Raw genomic sequence first — 15,160 nt, 5'->3', positions numbered from 1 at the left:
ACCCAAGTGATCAGTGACACCGATGCACGAAAAACGGCGTGACCGCAGCGGTCACGCCGTTTTTGGGCTGCTGCTCAGTCGCTCTCAGCCGGATTCGACGGGAGCGGCGAACACGGCCCCCGCCTCCCGCACCAGCCCGTGCAGATCACCGTCCGGCTCGGCCCGGTCCCGGCGCCAGACCAGCCCGGTCGCCAGGGTGGGAGAGAAGTCCCGGAACGGCAGGACGACGCTGGCGCCCTTTCCTTCCTCACTGTTTCCCACGCTGAGCAAAGTAATTCCGAATACCGAACCGTTCGCCACGATCTCGCGCACGCTGGCGTAATCCCCGATATTGAGGCTGAGCTCCTTATGGATTCCCGCGGCTTTCAGGCGCACTTTGAGCTGGTCGAAATACGTGGGGAGCGTGCCGGGCGCGGAGGTCACATAGGTGTAGTCGGTGAGTTCGCTCAGCGACACCGAGCTCCGGCCGGCGTACGCGTCGGCCGGCAGCAGCGCGCCCAGCGGCTCGTGCAGCAGTTCCAGCACCTCGATCCCCTCGGCGTGCACGGGCAGGTGCACCAGCGCCATGGCGAGGTCGCCGCGCTGTACGGCGTTCAGAAGATTCCCGCTGTTCCCGGGCCAGCGCTTGACGTCGTACTCCTCGGCACAGCGTGTCTCGAGCCGCGCGAGCCGCTGCCGCAACCGCGGGTGCAGGGCGGGCACCACACCCACGTACGCCGCCCGCCGCTCGGGCCCCAGCGCCTGGCGCAGCTGCCAGGGAATGTCGTCGAACCGTCCGATGACGTCCTTGGCCGCCGGCAGCAGCGCCGCGCCGGCGCGGGTCAGCGCCACGTGGTGTGAATCCCGGTCGAACAGCTGCTGGCCGAGCTCTCGCTCCAGATCCCGTATCCGCTGGCTCAACGGCGAGGTGGCCATGTGCAACTGACGCGCGGCACGCGAAAAACTGAGATTCTCGGCGACGGCGACGAAGTAGCGCAGATGAAAGATCTCCACCACCGGACCCTATCCAGGGCGGGTGGGGGGCGGATCGGCGGGCATCCTCGCCGGGCCGGGTTGCCCGGCGAGCGCTATCGGGCCGTGTGGGCGGATCAGTCCTTCAGGCTGAAGAAGCTGATCGGTGAGTTCGGCCTGAAGCCGATACGCGGATACACAGGGGCCCCGGCGACGGTCGCGTGCAACGTGGCGCGGGTCAGCCCGGTGGCCCGGGCGCCCTCGTACAGCGCCTTGCGCGTGACCGCTTCGCCGTACCCCCTGCGCTGCCACTCCGAGTCCGTGGCGACGAGCACCACGAAGAGGCGGCCTTCCGCCTCGACCGCGCCGGCGCACGCCACCGGAACGTCACCCCGCATGCCCAGGTAGGCGTAGACCTCGTTCTTCCAGAGCGTGGATCCGACGACACCGTCGCGGCCGTCTTCCAACGGGAACCCGTAGCCGCGCGAGTTCAGGTCCGCATAGGCTCGCAAGTGTTCATCGGACGACACCCGCACGAACGTCAGATCAGGGTGGACCGGCTCGGGGATGGGGAGCAGATCCCCGGCCATTCCCGTACCGGGGAAGGCGTACCGCAGGCCCGCCCGCTCGGCCGCCGTCTCCAGCGCGGAGCGCGCCTCGTCGTCGAGGAGGTCCTCGAAGATCCAGAGGAAGCCCGGGTGCTTCTTCGAGCGCATGATGTCGGCGGCCTGGCCCAGACGTCGCCCGGCAAGCTCTGCGTCCGCACCCACGTCGGTCAAGGTGACGCAGTTCCAGAAAGCGAAGCGGCAGTCGGCCCAGCGAACGGCGATGCCCGGAAGGTCGCGCACGTCCGCGCCCTCGTCACGATCGAGCACCATGGCACGCCAGACCGCGGCGAGCTGCTCCACCGATTCGATGGACTCCACGAGATCAGACACCGTCACCCCACACATCGTCGAGATTGCAGAGACTCTTGACCAGGTGGCACACGACTCCGGGACACCCGGGACACCCGGGTCAGCGGGCACTCCACTCGCCATCGGAGTCAATGCTGCCAAGTAGCAAGTAGTCTATGCCGCACCGCTTTTGGCAGCCGGGCTCGTATTCACTCATCGCCTCCGGGCCACGGTCCGGCGGTCCGGCTACAGGCCTGCCAAGGTGCTGTCCACCACGTCCAGCAGCGCCTCCCGGTCGTCCCGGACCCTGCTGAGGACGCGCAGTCCGTAGTACGTGCTCAGCACGTGCCGAGCCAGGCTCCGCGCGTCGCGCCCGCTGCCGATCTCGCCCGCCGCCTGGCCCTCGGCGACGGTGGCGCACAGCGCGTCCTCGACGGTGGCGAAGGTCCGCCGGACTTCGTCCCTGACCGCGTCGTCGCAGGACGCCCGCTCCATCGCCGCGTGGAGGGCGAAGCACCCGTCGGGGTCGCCGCCTTCGGGCGCGAGGTCGAGGTCGATCGCCTGCACCATGAGGGCGCGCAGCCGCTCCTTGGCCGGTCCGGGGCCGCGCAGGAGCTCGACCTGGCGGGTGGTGCTGCGCTCGTAGTAGAACGCCAGCGCGCGCAGGTACAACGTGTGCTTGTCGCCGAACGAGTTGTACAGGCTCGAAGGGCCCAGCCCGGTGCTCTCGCTCAGGTCCCGGGTGGAGGTCGCCTCGTACCCATGGCGCCAGAACGTGTCCATGACCGCGCTGATCACGCGGTTCTCGTCGAACTTCCTCGGCCTCGCCATGGTCCGAACGGTATGCGCTGTGCGGCGTCCGTACAAAAGTCCGCAGGGCGCGGCAGGGGCGGAAGACGTTTTGAAGCGACTGCTTCAAAACGATGTTAGGGTCACCGCCGTGGAGGGCGCCGCCGCGCACCACACCGGATCGACGCATCCGGAATCCTGCCGAATTCAGTAACGGGGAGTTCCTGCCGTGCCACTTGCCGTCTACGCCCTGTGCCTGGGCATCTTCACCCAGGGGACCTCGGAGTTCATGCTTGCCGGGTTACTCCCGGACATGGCCGACGACCTGGGGGTCTCCATACCCGACGCGGGACTGCTGATCTCCGCCTTCGCCGTCGGCATGGTCGTCGGCGCGCCGCTGCTGGCCGTCGCCACACTGCGCTGGCCCCGCCGCACCGCGCTGGTCGCGCTGCAGGCCGTCTTCATCGCGGCGCATGTGGTCGGCGCGCTGGTGCCCACCTACGGAGTGGTGTTCGCGACGCGCGTGGTCGGCGCCCTGGCGTACGCCGGATTCTGGGGTGTCGCCGTCGCCACCGCGCTGAGCCTGGTCCCGGAGAGCGCCCGGAGCAAGGCCGTGGCCGTGGTCGCCGGCGGACTGACGCTCGCCACCATCGTCGGTGTGCCGGCCGGTACCGTGCTGAGCCAGTTCTCGGGCTGGCGGGCCGCGTTCTGGGGCGTCGCCGCGGCCACCGCGGTGAGCCTGGTCTGCTCGCTGTTCGCCATCCCGAAGGCCGGGCCGGGCACGGAGGAGCCCCGTTCGGTCAAGGCCGAACTGCGGGCCATGGCCAGGCCGCAGCTGTGGCTGTCGTACGCCCTCACCGCTCTCGGCTTCGGCGCCGTCATCGTCACCTTCAGCTACCTGGCCTCGGTGCTGACCGATGTCAGCGGGCTACCGGAGGGCTGGGTTCCGGCGGTGCTCGCGCTGTTCGGCGTGGGCGGGCTCATCGGCATGGCGATCGGCGGACGGACCGCGGGCACCCACCCGATACGAACCCTGTACCTCGGCATCGGCGGACTGGCCGTCTGCTCCGTGCTGCTGGCGCTGTTCGCGGACAGCGCTCCCGTCGCCGTGGTGCTCGTCTTCTTCCTCGGCCTGACCGGCTACCTCACCAACCCCGCGCTGCAGTCACGGGTATTCGTGATAGCGCCCGGCGCCCCGACGCTGGTCGGCGCCACCAACACGTCGGCCTTCAACGTCGGCAATACCCTCGCCCCGCTGCTCGGCGGCCTGGTCATCAACGCGGGCTTCGGCTTCGCCGCCGTCGCCTGGGTCGGCGCGGCGCTCGCCGCGACCGGGGTGGCGGTCCTGGCCTGGGCCGCCCGTCTACAGCGCCGTACGGAAGCGGCGCGGCCCGCGGGTACGGCCGGACGGGCGGCGCATCGCGAACCGGCGGATATGGGCGCCTGATACGGCCTCTGCCTCGCGTCGGCCAGGCGCCGGTAGCGTGACGTAGAGCCGTTGTGGCCCCGTGAGTTACCTGCGGCACCACGCCTCTAAGTCATAGATGCCCTGCGGGCACAGCCTGTCCGGCACCGGCTTGGCCCCGGCGACCGCTCCGGCCAGGGCGGCAGCAGCGGCTCGATCAGCAACCACAAGTCATCGTCCACGATCCACGGGCGCATACTCACCCCCCGCGAACGGCCGGATCATCACACCGGTCCCGCCCGACCGGCACATCTCCACAAGGTCGCGTGACGATCGAGATCGGCCAAGGCGGACCTTCGGGCCGGAATCAGAAGGCGGGAGCCCTCGGCACACAAGGAGCAGCCGGCGCTGAGGGGTCCAGGGCCCGCTTGACCAATCCGATCGCACGTGGGCTGTACGACATGCTCAGATGGGCGGAGAAGTCGACGAAGCAGCCCTCCTGCAAGGTGATGTTCCGCACCGTTGCTCCGGGGCCCGCCGTCATGAACGTGCTCTGCCAGGGGGTGGTGATCTCGTCGTACTTCGTGCCCACCGCGACGACGGCCACCCCCTCCACCCGGAATACGCCCTCGTCATGCTGCCGTGCCCCTCCACCTGCGCGCTCGAGCTCTACTACGGAGCGACCGACCCACCCGCCGGCCAAGCTCTTGCGCATGAATAGGTTGTCCAGGACCACGCAGACCGGGGAGCTGTCGGTCGGCTTGAGCACGGCCCGGGTGAGGCCGATGCAGTGGCCTCGCCTGCCGCGCCCGGGAGCGCGGGCGCGCTACCCGGCCAACGGGGTCCCGCGCGTTGGCCGGGTAGCGCGTGAGATCAGGCCGCTGTGGCGAGTGCCCGGGCGGGCTGCGTCTGCTCGTAGGCGTGGCCGACCCGCAGGAGCGTGGGCTCACCGAGGGGGCGGCCGAGCAGCTGCATGCCGATGGGCATGCCCGCCGCGTCGTGGCCGACCGGAACGGTCAGGGCGGGCACTCCGGTGATGTTGGCGGGGGCGCAAAGGCGCACGTAGGCGTCGGAGACGCTCTCGGTCGTGCCGTCGGGCCAGGTGACCGTCTCCTCGTCGGCCCCGGCCGCGGGCATCGGGACGCTCGGGGCCGCGATCACGTCGACCTCCTCCAGCATCCGTGCCCACTCGGTGCGCATGAGCGTGCGGGAGCGTTGAGCGCGCATGTAGTCACCGGCGCTCATCAACTCGCTTGCCTCCAGGAGGATGCGGACGTCCTCCTGGTACAGCTCGGGGACCGTGCGCAGGCTGCCTTCGTGGTAGGCGCCGGCCTCCGGGACCATCAGGCCCCACTGGGTGGCCTGGATGTAGCGGGTCATCGGGATGTCGACCTCGACGAGCTGTGCGCCCAGGGCTTCCAGCTGCCGGATCGCCTGCCGGACGGCGGTCTCCACCTGGGGGTGGATGTTGTCGAAGTAGTAGGTGCGCGGCACGCCGATGCGCAGCCCCGTCAGGTCCGTGCCGGCACCTGGCCGGTAGTCCGCGACGGGCACGGACAGCGAGGCGGGGTCGCGCGGATCGTGTCCGGCCAGCGCGGTCAGGACCAGGGCCGCGTCCTCGACGGTGCGGGTGACCGGGCCGACGTGGTCCAGCGACCAGGACAGGGAGGTGACGCCGTGACGGGGGACGAGACCGTAGGTCGGCTTGAGGCCGACGACACCGTTGAGCGCGGCGGGCACCCGGATCGACCCGCCGGTGTCGGTGCCCAGGGCGAAGGTCGCGGTGCCCGACGCGACGGCGACCGCGGAGCCGCCGCTGGAGCCGCCGGCGACCCGGCCGTGGTCCCAGGCATTGCGGGTCTGCGGGGTGGTCAGGCCGAACGCGAATTCGTGGGTGTGGGTCTTGCCGAGCAGGATCGCGCCGGCTGCGCTCAGACGCGCGGCGACCGTGCTGTCCGCTGTCGCGCGATGGTCGGCACGGACCCGGGAGCTGGCCGTGGTGGCCATCCCGCCGACATCGATCAGGTCCTTGAGCCCCATCGGGATGCCGTGCAGCGGTCCCCGGTAACGGCCTTGCGCCACTTCGTGTTCGGCTTCGCCCGCTGCCCGGCGCGCCTGCTCCGCGGCGACCGTGACGTAGGCGCCGAGGTGCGGCTCCGCCTTCTCGATCCGATCGAGGACGGAGTCGACCAGTTCGACGGGGGACAGTCGCCGGGTACGTATCGCGTCCGCGGCGGCGGCGAGGGACAACTCATACGGCTGCATCGTGCTTCTCCTCTCCGGCGCGGTAGGCGGCGGCGGGCGGGACGTCGGCGAAGTCCAGCTCGCGCAGGACCGAGACGACGCTGTGGATGTGGTTGGCGACCGCGGCGACCGCGGCGTGGCGCTCGGCGGGCAGCACAAGTCCGGCGCGGGCTGCCCAGCGGGCGGCCTCCGGGGGTGTGAGTTCGACGGCGGACATGGATGTTCTCCCTTTCGGTGGGGGCTTGGAGCGTCGGAGTAACCGAGGCCCCTAAAGGCCAAGGATTCACTTGAGGTAACTGCGGGCGCCGCGGCTGCTCGATGGCCGTGGGGGGCCTGGTCGAGCGGGGCCGGTCGCGTGGTCAGGCCGCGGTGGCCGGGATCTCGCTGCCGTGCTCGGGGAGCAGCCGGTAGCGGCCGTTCTCCCGGCGGACGGTGCCGGCCGTGGGCCGCGGGAAGTGGGTGCCCAGGAGCAGCGCGTCGGTGTCCGCCAGGGCGTCGAGCAGCCGGGCGCGGGTGCGGACCGCCTGGGCGGGGTCGATGTCGACGCAGCTGTTCACGTGGGGGTGGGACAGCTGCACGGGGTGGTGGATGCTGTCGCCGGTGATCAGCGCGCGGCGGTCGCTGCCGCGCAGTTCCACGGCGACCTGCCCCGGGGTGTGGCCCGGGGCCGGGACCAGGAAGACGCCCGGCGCCACCTCGTGCCCCTGATCGGGCACGTCCACGAGGTCGTACTGTCCGGCGTCGCGGACGGGGATGACGGAGTCGCGGAACATCTGGCTGCGAGCCTCGTCCAGGTCGGTGGCGGCCCAGTGGTCCCATTCGGTGCGGCTGGTGAGGTAGCGGGCGTTGGGGAAGGTGGGGACCCAGTCCTCACCGACGAGGCGGGTGTTCCAGCCGACGTGGTCGGTGTGGAGATGCGTGGTGATCACCAGGTCCACGGACTCGGGCGGGAAGCCGGCCGCCGCCAGGCGCTGCAGGAAATCGGTGTCGAGACCGTTCCAGGCAGGGTTGGCGCGCGGCTTGGCGTTGCCGATACCGGTGTCCACGACGATCCGCAGCCCGCCCGCCTCCACCGCGAAGCTGTGGCTCGCCAGCCGCGGGACGTCGGCGTAGGCGAAGTCGGGGCGCAGCCACGACGCCTCGTCCAGCACCTCCTTGGTGGCGTCCGGCAGCAGCCAGGGTCCGGTCTGGCGCGGCAGTTCGATCTCGTCGACGCGGCGTACGACGATGTCGCCGAGGCTCCATCCCGTGCTGGTGACGGGGGTGGCCTGACGGGGCGTGGCGGTGCTCATCGGTGGGGCCTTTCGAATGGGGCGGGGCGGTGCGGGAAGGCAGGACTCGGTCAGCCGGTGCGCGGCTGCCGCACGGCGCGGGCGAGGCCGATCAGGGTCAGCAGGATGACCGTCACGGCGTAGAGCGAGACGGCGGTCCGCAGGCCGTACAGGTTGGTCAGCAGGCCGGCGAGGACGGCGGGGATGCTCATGGCCAGGTAACTGAGGACGTAGTAGGCGGCGAGCGTGCCGGCGCGTTCGTCCGGGGCGGCCGGGGACAGCAGCAGGCGCAGGGCGCCCTGGGTGACGGCGCCGAAGCCGGTGCCCGCCAGGGCGGTGCCGGCGAACAGGGCGAGCAGGCTGTGCAGGTGGGGCGCGCTCAGGGTCAGCAGGGCCCCCGGGATCAGGACCGCGGTGCCGACGGAGCTCGCGGTGCGGGCGGGCAGCGGCCGCGCGGCGTGGACGGCGAGGCCGGCTGCGGCCGTCAGGGTGAAGAAGACCAGGCCGCCGGTGGCGCGGGACGTGTGCGGGGCGATGAGCCGGGCGAGCGAGGGACCGAGGGAGGAGTAGAAGCCGCCCAGCGCCCAGGCGGCGACGACGCCGGGGGCGAGAAGCCTCATGGCCGGGCGGGAGGCGGGGGCGACGGCGATGCCGGGACGCAGGGAGCGCCACGCACCGGAGTGGGGGTGTGCGGTCTCGGTGGTGAGAAGCACTGCGGCCGCCTGCGCGGTGAACAGCAGGAGCAGCAGGAGGTAGACGGTGCGGGTGGGAGCGGGGGCGTATTGCACGAGGGCGGTGGAGGCCAGCACGCCGGCCGCCATGCCGGCCACGGGGGTGATGCCGTTGGCGAGCGTCGCCCGTCCCGGGCGGTCGGGGTCCTCGAAGTCGAGCAGGGCGGCTCCGGCGGCGCTGGTGGCCACGCCGGTGGCCAGGCCCTGCAGGATCCGGGCGGCGATCAGCGCCGTCACGCCCTGGGCGGTGGCGAAGACGGCCATCGCGGCGGCCTCCGCGAGCAGCGCACCGGTGAGGACCGGGCGCCGGCCCAGGTGGTCCGAGAGGGTTCCCGCAGTCAGCAGCGCCACAAGCAGGGCGAGTGCGTAGGCGCTGAACACGACGGTGACCGTCATCGCCGAGAAGTGCCATTCGGCCTGGTAGAGGGCGTAGAGAGGGGTCGGCGCACTTGAGGCGGCCAACAGGCCGACGAGGACGGAGGCATGGAGGGGGAACGCGCTGCGACGGCCCAGCACGGGCAGGCGGCGGGGAGGGGACGGTGGGGCTACGACGCTGAGCATGGAGCACCTCTCATGCCTAAAGGCAAACCTTTTGCGTTAGACACAGTAGGGCCCGCGTCGCCCAAAATGCAAACCTTTAGCTTTTAGTCTCCGGAGGGAGCGGAACTCCGGCCGAGCGCCGTCGCCACGAGGCGGTCGGTGTAGGCCGCCGACAGATCCGAGGGACGGAACAGGATGCGGTACATCAGGGGGGCGACGACGACGTCCAGCAGGGTCTCCACATCAGGCACGGCCTCCCCGCGCCCGGCCGCGCGCACACCGATGGCCTTCAACTGCTCGGCGGCGTAATCGGAGCAGCGAACCGCATTGCCCTGCTCGGGGTCGCCCAGCAGGGCGTCGCGGATGTACGTGTGGCCCGCCGTCGAGGACATCTCCTCCGCGAACTGCACCACCCACGCCTCCAGATCCGCCCGCAGGCTGCCGTGGTCGGCCGGCGGGGTGTCGGGGCGCAACCGCTCGACGGCCACATCGGACAGCAGTTCCCGCAGATCCCCCCAGCGCCGGTAGACGGTGGACGGCGTCACTCCCGCACGGGCGGCGATCAGCGGCACGGTGAGCGCGTCCCGCCCCACCTCCGCCTCCAGATCACGGACGGCTTGGTGCACGGACTGCTGGACGCGGGCGCTGCGCCCGCCGGGGCGTGTGGTCGCTCGGGCACTCATGCACACATCTTAATGCGAAGAAGTTGCGTCTTGGCCGACCAGACCCCGGGGCCCTGTCCGTGCAGACCATCGCAGAGCCACCCGCCCCGCCGGCACAGCACCGCCCCGGACCAGGCACCACATACGGCTCCACCCGTCTCGGAGCCGCGCGCACAGCCTGGCCAACCACCCTCGCCCGAATCACGTGATCGGCTCGGACGCGGCCGGCGTGGTGGTGCGGACCGGCGCGGCGGTGCGCGGCGGTACGCCGGTGGCGGGCGGGAGATGCCGTGGTCGTGTCCTCGGTGGTCGTGGACGGCAAATTGCTGCCCAAACCCGCCCACTCGACATGGGAGAAGGCTGCGGCGAACCCGCTGCGCGCCGGTACGGCCTACCGCATGCTCGTCGGCGAGCACGGTGCCCGGATGAAACAGGGCGACGTGGTCCTGGTCCGGGGCGCGGAAGGGTCGCCGAGCGGGGCCGGCGGGTGGGCTCGTCGAGCGGCGTTCAGCGGCACAGGGTGCGCAGGGTGGTGAGGCAGTCCGCGGCCCGGCGCTGCGGGTCGGTGTCGGTGCTGGCCCAGGCGATCCGGGCGTCCGGCCGGATGAGGACGGCGGTGACGTTCCGCCAGATCGGATGGGCTGCCTCGGCGTTGACGGTTCCTGCCCGCTGCTCCAGGCCATCCGCGGGGCACGGTGTCCGCGTCCCGCCGAGGTCCAGCAGCAGTGGTCGGCCGTGGTGCATCAACGGGTGGGCGGTGGGTGCGCCGGCTGTGTCCAGGGCGAGGCCGGCCAGTCGGGTGCCGTTCAGCGGGTGCGCGCCGGGTGTGGTGCCGGCGGGGAGCGGGTCGTCGAAGCCGGCGATCCGGCGGGCCCACTGGCGGTTGGTCCGCGGTTCGGTGAGCGCGGCGGACCAGACCTCGCGCAGCGCGATCTGCTCCGGGCTCGCCGCCGCGAACAGGGCGAGCTGCGCGCGGGTGTTGTCGATGACGGCGCGGGCGGCCGGCCGGCGCTCCGTGTCGTAGCTGTCGAGCAGTCCGTCGGGCGCCCGGCCCTGGAGGGTGGCGGCCAGCTTCCAGCCCAGATTGGTGGCGTCCTGGATGCCGAGGTTCATGCCCTGCCCACCGGCCGGGAAGAACATGTGCGCCGCGTCCCCGGCCACCAGCACCCGTCCGGCCCGGTACCGCGCGGCCTGGCGGGTGGCATTGCCGTAGCGCGAGAGCCACCGGGGGTTGCGGATGCCCAGGTCCCGTCCCAGCAGTGCGCGGGTCTGCTCGCGCACCTCCTCCAGGGTCAGCGGTTCGCCGGTGCCGTGGTGCATGGTGGCCGTGGAGAGGCCCGCCAGCCGGTGGACGCCGTCGCCGATCGGGGCCGCCAGGAACGAACCGGCGGGCCCGGTGGCGGCGAGCGGCGCGGCGGGCGGATCGTCGAGTTCGACGTCGGCGAGCCACCCGGTCAGGGTGGTGTCCTGACCGGGGAAGTCGATACCGGCCGCCTGGCGCACCGCGCTGCGGGTGCCGTCGCAGCCCACCACCCAGCGGGCCCGCACGGTCCGGTGGGTGCCGCCGGCCCGGATCACCACCTCGACGGCGTCCGGCCCCTGGGTGAGCGAGACGACCTCCTCCCCGCGCAGCACCCGGGCGCCCACGGCGACCGCGTGCTCCTCCAGGAGCTGTTCGGTGACGGACTGACCGAGCGCCAGCATGAAGGGGTGCACCGCCCCGACGGTGGAGAAGTCCAGCCGGGTGGTCGCCGCGCCGAAGTGACCGGTCGGCACCGGGGTGCCGCGTTCTATGAACCGTTCCGCGAGGCCGCGGGTGGCGAAGGTGTCCAGCGTGCCGGCCTGCATGCCGACCGCACGCGACCGTCCGTCCGGCGCCGCCCGGCGTTCCACGACGGTCACCTCCACCCCCTGCAGGCGCAACTCCGCGGCGAGCCAGAGCCCCACCGGGCCGGCCCCGGCGATGAGCACGTCGAGCACGACAACCACTTCCTCTCACTTTTCGAATGATGCGCCAGGACGGTGGCGCGCCGATGCGCTGGGACCGGGGCGGGCCTCGTGGCCTCAGGGGGCGATGTGGCTCAGCGGGCGCTGCCGAGGTTCCGGTCGGCGTCGGCGCCCTCGAGCATGAGGGTGGTCTCCTCGACGCGGAGGAAGCGGCCGTCGGGGGCGAACTCGCCGAAGAGGTAGACCTCCATGCGGACGGTGGAGCCGTCGGTCTTGATGACCTCCATCGTGTGGCGGTCGGCGTAGCGGTCGCCGGACGAGAGCTCGTCGTGCACCTCGACCGAGCCGCCGGCGACGACCGTGCGCAGGTGGGCGATGTGGGCGAGGAACTCGGTGCGGTTCGCCCAGCTTCCGTCGGTGCGCTGGCGGTAGTCGGGGGCGAAGTGCCGGTCGGCGGCCTCGTCGAGGTCGAGGCCCGGGGTGAGGAGCAGGTCGGTGAGGGCAGCGCGGATGTCGGTGCGGTTCATGGGGATTCCTTCGGTTGGGTGCGGGAGCGGTCCGACGTACGCCGGGCCGAGATGCGTGCTTGAAGCACGCTTATGACCGTACAGGAAAAGCGTGCGCTGCGCACGCTAATCTGGAGGGGTGAAGAACTCGACGGGACACGACATCGCCGATGCACTGGGCCTGCTCCTGCGGCGGAGCACACGCGCCCGCCTCTACACCCAGCTGACCGAGGGGCTGGGGGAAGCGGTCGACGACCTCACTTACCCGATCCTCAGCGGCCTGGCCCGGACCGGGGCGCGCAGCGCCGCCGACCTGGGCCGCGAGATCGGGCTGGACCGCACCACCGTGACCCGCCGCGCCGACCGGCTGGAACAGGTCGGCCTGCTCCAGCGCCAGCCCGACCCGGACGACGGCCGCGCGACTCTCCTCGCACTCACCGAGCAAGGGCGCGACATCGTGTCGGTCACCCGCGAGCGACTGGCGGCCGGCATCGAGTCCTCGCTCGCCACCTGGCCCCAGGAGGACGCCCAGGCCTTCGCACGCCAGCTGCGCCGCTTCGTCGACGAGGGCCCGTTCGCCGCCGAACCCCACTGACCGCCACTGACCGCCACCGGTGCACCGGGGCCGGTCGGTTCGGCGTGCAAGCCCAGTATTCATGCGCAGATCCAGCGGTGCGAGCAGCGGCAGCAGCCGGGCGGCGGGGGCGGGCAAATGTGCCCTGCTGAGGGCGAGTTCGCGCGCAATGCCGAGCTCGTCGGTGACGCTGCAAGGGGCAGTCGGTCGCACAGCTCGACCGGGGGGCGGGAGGCGTTCGGGTCGCGCGCACCGGCGACACCACCGCCACGGCCGTCGTCACCCACGACTTCGAGACCCACGGCCCGAGCCTCGACGGCGCCGCCGTGATCCGCTACGACGTCGAACTCGTACAGGACCCGACCGAGCGGCTCCCACGCATCACCGCCTTCCCCGAACAGGTCCTCTCCGGCACGATGCGCCCTTCACTGAGGCCTACGGCGAGAACCGGGTGCGCGCCTTCCTCCACTACTGGCTCTCCCTGCTGGAGCAGCCGGCCGATGACCGCCCGCACCCGCCACGCCCGGACCCTGCCCGAGACCGACGAGCTCTACCTCCGCCTCTCCCGCTTCCAGGTAACCGCCCTGGACCCCTTCACCCCGGTCACCGCCGAACAGGCACTGTCCCACTTCCGGGCAGCCCGCTGGAGCGGGTCCGACGGGCCGGCAGCACACCCGCTCTCCGGAGGACGACACCGTATCCGGCCTCTTTACGAAAGGCCCTTCTCCACATGAAGATTCGCAAGTTCGCTTCCCGCTCCGCAACCACTGCCGCCGTCGCGGGGATCGTCCTGATCGGGGCGGCAGGCCTGGCGGCCCCCCACAGGCAACCTCCCAGGCAAGCGTTTCCCGGTCGTCGATCACAGTGGCCGTCTACGGCCCCCACGGCACGCCTCTTCTGGGCTCGAACGGCCGCCCCGTCACCGGCTCGAGTGGCCAGCCGATCTACGTTCCCGCTGGTTCCCGCATTGGCTGAACACAGGTTCTCTGCGCACCGGCCCGGCCGTGCCGTGGCCGGTGCGCTGCCGGCTGCGTCACCAGCGGTCGATGCCCATCGTCCGTGCTGCGTCGTGAATGGCCACGTAGTGGTAGGGCGTCATACCCGACCTCTTGATCGGGGCGTTCCGGTCCTTCCCCCGGAACTCGTCGCGCGAGCAGGCCAGCAGGGAGGTGCCGTAGCCGACCGGTACGTCGCCGGTGCCGTGGACGGGGTGTGACTTGGCTGCGGTCTCGCTGCCGGCCCTGGCCAGGATGCTCCGGGCCTGGTTGTACGCGGCGGCCTTGATCCTGGTCGGGTTCGCCGCCACACGGGCATCCACCGCGACGGAACGCACCCTGCAGAGCGCGGTAGCCGCCTGGCCGCTTCTGTCGTTGGCGGGGCTGGCGGCACTGGCGGCACTGGCGGAGGGAACGACAACAGTGAGGGCCGCGACCGCTGCCGCGGCAGTCAGGACGGTGCGCATGGCTGACTTCATGACTGCGAGTCCTTTCCGATCGGTGATGGTGATGCGAATCCCCGGCGACGGTGCACCTCGCGCCAGCCGCGAAGATGCGCAAGAGGACCGAACCGTCCGATGGTTGACGGAATTTGCCGCCGTCGACGATACTCCCGATGGCAGTGACAGTCATCAAGCAGACTGCTTGCAGGGGGAGCGACAGACTGCGCTGTCGACCGCGATCGCGGATGCCCTCCGCCGAAGCGGGGATCGCCGTCTTCACGATCGGTTTCGAGTGCGGGACCTCGGAAACCGAAAAACGCGAGATCGCGCCGTTGATGCGCGAAACACTGGATGAGCTCAAGGCCATGACAACGAGCAGCGGCATGCCGCGCCAGGCGCCGCAGTACCGTGCCGACCCGTCGGACACACCCCAATCGGCCTCATCGGGTCCGAATCAGACCGTGCCCGGTGAACGGTCGGCCGGTGGTGGGCTCGGGCAGGGGGTAGATGTGCAGGCCCGCGGGGAGCGCGTCCGCGCCGAGTAGCGCCGGGGCGACCGTGATCAGGTCGTCGGCGGCCACCGCACACATCGCCAGGACCAGGGTCGGTACGGTGAACGTGACGTTCTTGTAGATGATATGACGCCCATCAGATCGTTCAGGCGGTCGTGGGTGCGACCGCGCCGGGACACCACCACGTGCGGCAGAGCGGTGAAGCCCTCCCAGGTCGAGGGGTCGTACGGCAACGGTCAGGCTGGCGGTGAGCGCGGCGGCCGTGCGCGTGTCGGGATACTGCGGGGCCTCGTCGGAGGTCTGGAGATCGACGGTGCCCCGGCGCAATGCGTCCACGGTGGTGACGGCCTCGCCGAGCATGCGCAGGCAGACGCCGGGCGCGGTGGCGGTGAGCGAGCCCGTGAGGCGCGGCACCAGCGCGTCGGCCACGACGTCGTTGCACTGCAGGGTGAAGGTGCGCTCCAGGCGCGCGGGTCGCGCTGATCGGGGACGCCGCGCACGGCCTGTCCCCGCACATCTCCGCAGGCGGCACCTCGGCATCGAGGACACCGGTGTGCTGCGCGCCAACGGCGCAACCGCGACCCCGCTCGGCGAGTTCCCCGTTCGGGCTGTCGTAGCGGTCGAGCCCGGCCGACTCGGCTCCTGCGAGCATCGCCGAGAAGAACGGATGCAGCGGCTGCGCCGGCCGGACGCG

At 71.4% G+C, this 15,160-nt stretch carries 16 protein-coding genes; 3 read left to right on the top strand and 13 right to left on the bottom strand.

Annotated features, from left to right (window positions below; translation table 11 throughout):
- Positions 1 to 84 precede the first annotated feature (84 nt).
- The 3 genes from RM609_RS09245 to RM609_RS09235 form a co-directional block, all read right to left on the bottom strand.
- On the bottom strand, positions 85 to 993 hold the full coding sequence (locus RM609_RS09245) for a LysR family transcriptional regulator (RefSeq protein WP_311609469.1): 909 nt from the start codon (positions 991 to 993) through the stop codon (positions 85 to 87).
- Between the two features lie 95 nt (positions 994 to 1,088).
- On the bottom strand, positions 1,089 to 1,889 hold the full coding sequence (locus RM609_RS09240) for a GNAT family N-acetyltransferase (RefSeq protein WP_311609703.1): 801 nt from the start codon (positions 1,887 to 1,889) through the stop codon (positions 1,089 to 1,091).
- A gap of 204 nt (positions 1,890 to 2,093) precedes the next feature.
- On the bottom strand, positions 2,094 to 2,678 hold the full coding sequence (locus tag RM609_RS09235) for a TetR/AcrR family transcriptional regulator (protein ID WP_311609467.1): 585 nt from the start codon (positions 2,676 to 2,678) through the stop codon (positions 2,094 to 2,096).
- A gap of 187 nt (positions 2,679 to 2,865) precedes the next feature.
- On the opposite strand from RM609_RS09235, the gene RM609_RS09230 reads away from it, so the two are divergent.
- On the top strand, positions 2,866 to 4,083 hold the full coding sequence (locus tag RM609_RS09230; protein WP_311609465.1) for a Cmx/CmrA family chloramphenicol efflux MFS transporter: 1,218 nt from the start codon (positions 2,866 to 2,868) through the stop codon (positions 4,081 to 4,083).
- Positions 4,084 to 4,408: 325 nt separating this feature from the next.
- Here RM609_RS09230 and RM609_RS09225 read toward each other — a convergent pair whose 3' ends face one another.
- The 8 genes from RM609_RS09225 to RM609_RS09185 form a co-directional block, all read right to left on the bottom strand.
- The gene (locus RM609_RS09225) at positions 4,409 to 4,756 is read right to left on the bottom strand and encodes a hypothetical protein (protein WP_311609463.1); all 348 of its coding nucleotides are present in this window, start codon (positions 4,754 to 4,756) and stop codon (positions 4,409 to 4,411) included.
- 158 nt (positions 4,757 to 4,914) lie between these two features.
- Positions 4,915 to 6,306, bottom strand: coding sequence for an amidase (locus RM609_RS09220; protein ID WP_311609462.1), 1,392 nt, complete (start codon positions 6,304 to 6,306; stop codon positions 4,915 to 4,917).
- Positions 6,293 to 6,502 (bottom strand): hypothetical protein, encoded by a 210-nt coding sequence (locus tag RM609_RS09215; RefSeq protein WP_235486446.1) that lies wholly within the window; start codon positions 6,500 to 6,502, stop codon positions 6,293 to 6,295. The genes RM609_RS09220 and RM609_RS09215 overlap by 14 nt, the downstream gene beginning before the upstream one ends.
- A 142-nt stretch (positions 6,503 to 6,644) precedes the next feature.
- Positions 6,645 to 7,577, bottom strand: coding sequence for an MBL fold metallo-hydrolase (locus RM609_RS09210; protein ID WP_311609460.1), 933 nt, complete (start codon positions 7,575 to 7,577; stop codon positions 6,645 to 6,647).
- Positions 7,578 to 7,627: 50 nt separating this feature from the next.
- On the bottom strand, positions 7,628 to 8,848 hold the full coding sequence (locus RM609_RS09205; protein WP_311609459.1) for an MFS transporter: 1,221 nt from the start codon (positions 8,846 to 8,848) through the stop codon (positions 7,628 to 7,630).
- Positions 8,849 to 8,931: 83 nt separating this feature from the next.
- Complete coding sequence (locus RM609_RS09200; RefSeq protein ID WP_311609457.1) at positions 8,932 to 9,510, bottom strand: TetR/AcrR family transcriptional regulator; 579 nt, start codon at positions 9,508 to 9,510, stop codon at positions 8,932 to 8,934.
- A 486-nt stretch (positions 9,511 to 9,996) separates the two neighbouring features.
- Positions 9,997 to 11,469, bottom strand: a complete 1,473-nt coding sequence (locus RM609_RS09190; protein ID WP_311609456.1) for an FAD-dependent monooxygenase — start codon at positions 11,467 to 11,469, stop codon at positions 9,997 to 9,999.
- A 101-nt stretch (positions 11,470 to 11,570) separates the two neighbouring features.
- Positions 11,571 to 11,963, bottom strand: a complete 393-nt coding sequence (locus tag RM609_RS09185) for a nuclear transport factor 2 family protein (RefSeq protein WP_311609455.1) — start codon at positions 11,961 to 11,963, stop codon at positions 11,571 to 11,573.
- Between the two features lie 118 nt (positions 11,964 to 12,081).
- On the opposite strand from RM609_RS09185, the gene RM609_RS09180 reads away from it, so the two are divergent.
- The gene (locus tag RM609_RS09180; protein ID WP_311609453.1) at positions 12,082 to 12,537 is read left to right on the top strand and encodes a MarR family winged helix-turn-helix transcriptional regulator; all 456 of its coding nucleotides are present in this window, start codon (positions 12,082 to 12,084) and stop codon (positions 12,535 to 12,537) included.
- A gap of 479 nt (positions 12,538 to 13,016) precedes the next feature.
- Complete coding sequence (locus tag RM609_RS09175; RefSeq protein ID WP_311609451.1) at positions 13,017 to 13,250, top strand: hypothetical protein; 234 nt, start codon at positions 13,017 to 13,019, stop codon at positions 13,248 to 13,250.
- 299 nt (positions 13,251 to 13,549) lie between these two features.
- On the opposite strand, the gene RM609_RS09170 is transcribed toward RM609_RS09175, so the two are convergent.
- Both RM609_RS09170 and RM609_RS09165 read right to left on the bottom strand, forming a co-directional pair.
- On the bottom strand, positions 13,550 to 13,990 hold the full coding sequence (locus RM609_RS09170; protein ID WP_311609449.1) for a hypothetical protein: 441 nt from the start codon (positions 13,988 to 13,990) through the stop codon (positions 13,550 to 13,552).
- A 404-nt stretch (positions 13,991 to 14,394) separates the two neighbouring features.
- Positions 14,395 to 14,895, bottom strand: a complete 501-nt coding sequence (locus RM609_RS09165; RefSeq protein ID WP_311609446.1) for a type 2 periplasmic-binding domain-containing protein — start codon at positions 14,893 to 14,895, stop codon at positions 14,395 to 14,397.
- Positions 14,896 to 15,160 lie beyond the last annotated feature (265 nt).

This window comes from Streptomyces hesseae (assembly GCF_031845785.1).
Lineage (GTDB): Bacteria > Actinomycetota > Actinomycetes > Streptomycetales > Streptomycetaceae > Streptomyces > Streptomyces hesseae.
This window is presented reverse-complemented; position numbering and strand designations above follow the sequence as displayed.

Bases quoted from the DNA above. Each gene is read 5' to 3' on its own strand.
- RM609_RS09235 (WP_311609467.1), bottom strand. From the start codon at position 2,678: ATGGCGAGGCCGAGGAAGTTCGACGAGAACCGCGTGATCAGCGCGGTC.
- RM609_RS09225 (WP_311609463.1), bottom strand. From the start codon at position 4,756: ATGCGCAAGAGCTTGGCCGGCGGGTGGGTCGGTCGCTCCGTAGTAGAG.
- RM609_RS09220 (WP_311609462.1), bottom strand. From the start codon at position 6,306: ATGCAGCCGTATGAGTTGTCCCTCGCCGCCGCCGCGGACGCGATACGT.
- RM609_RS09215 (WP_235486446.1), bottom strand. From the start codon at position 6,502: ATGTCCGCCGTCGAACTCACACCCCCGGAGGCCGCCCGCTGGGCAGCC.
- RM609_RS09210 (WP_311609460.1), bottom strand. From the start codon at position 7,577: ATGAGCACCGCCACGCCCCGTCAGGCCACCCCCGTCACCAGCACGGGA.
- RM609_RS09205 (WP_311609459.1), bottom strand. From the start codon at position 8,848: ATGCTCAGCGTCGTAGCCCCACCGTCCCCTCCCCGCCGCCTGCCCGTG.
- RM609_RS09200 (WP_311609457.1), bottom strand. From the start codon at position 9,510: ATGAGTGCCCGAGCGACCACACGCCCCGGCGGGCGCAGCGCCCGCGTC.
- RM609_RS09185 (WP_311609455.1), bottom strand. From the start codon at position 11,963: ATGAACCGCACCGACATCCGCGCTGCCCTCACCGACCTGCTCCTCACC.
- RM609_RS09175 (WP_311609451.1), top strand. From the start codon at position 13,017: ATGACCGCCCGCACCCGCCACGCCCGGACCCTGCCCGAGACCGACGAG.
- RM609_RS09170 (WP_311609449.1), bottom strand. From the start codon at position 13,990: ATGAAGTCAGCCATGCGCACCGTCCTGACTGCCGCGGCAGCGGTCGCG.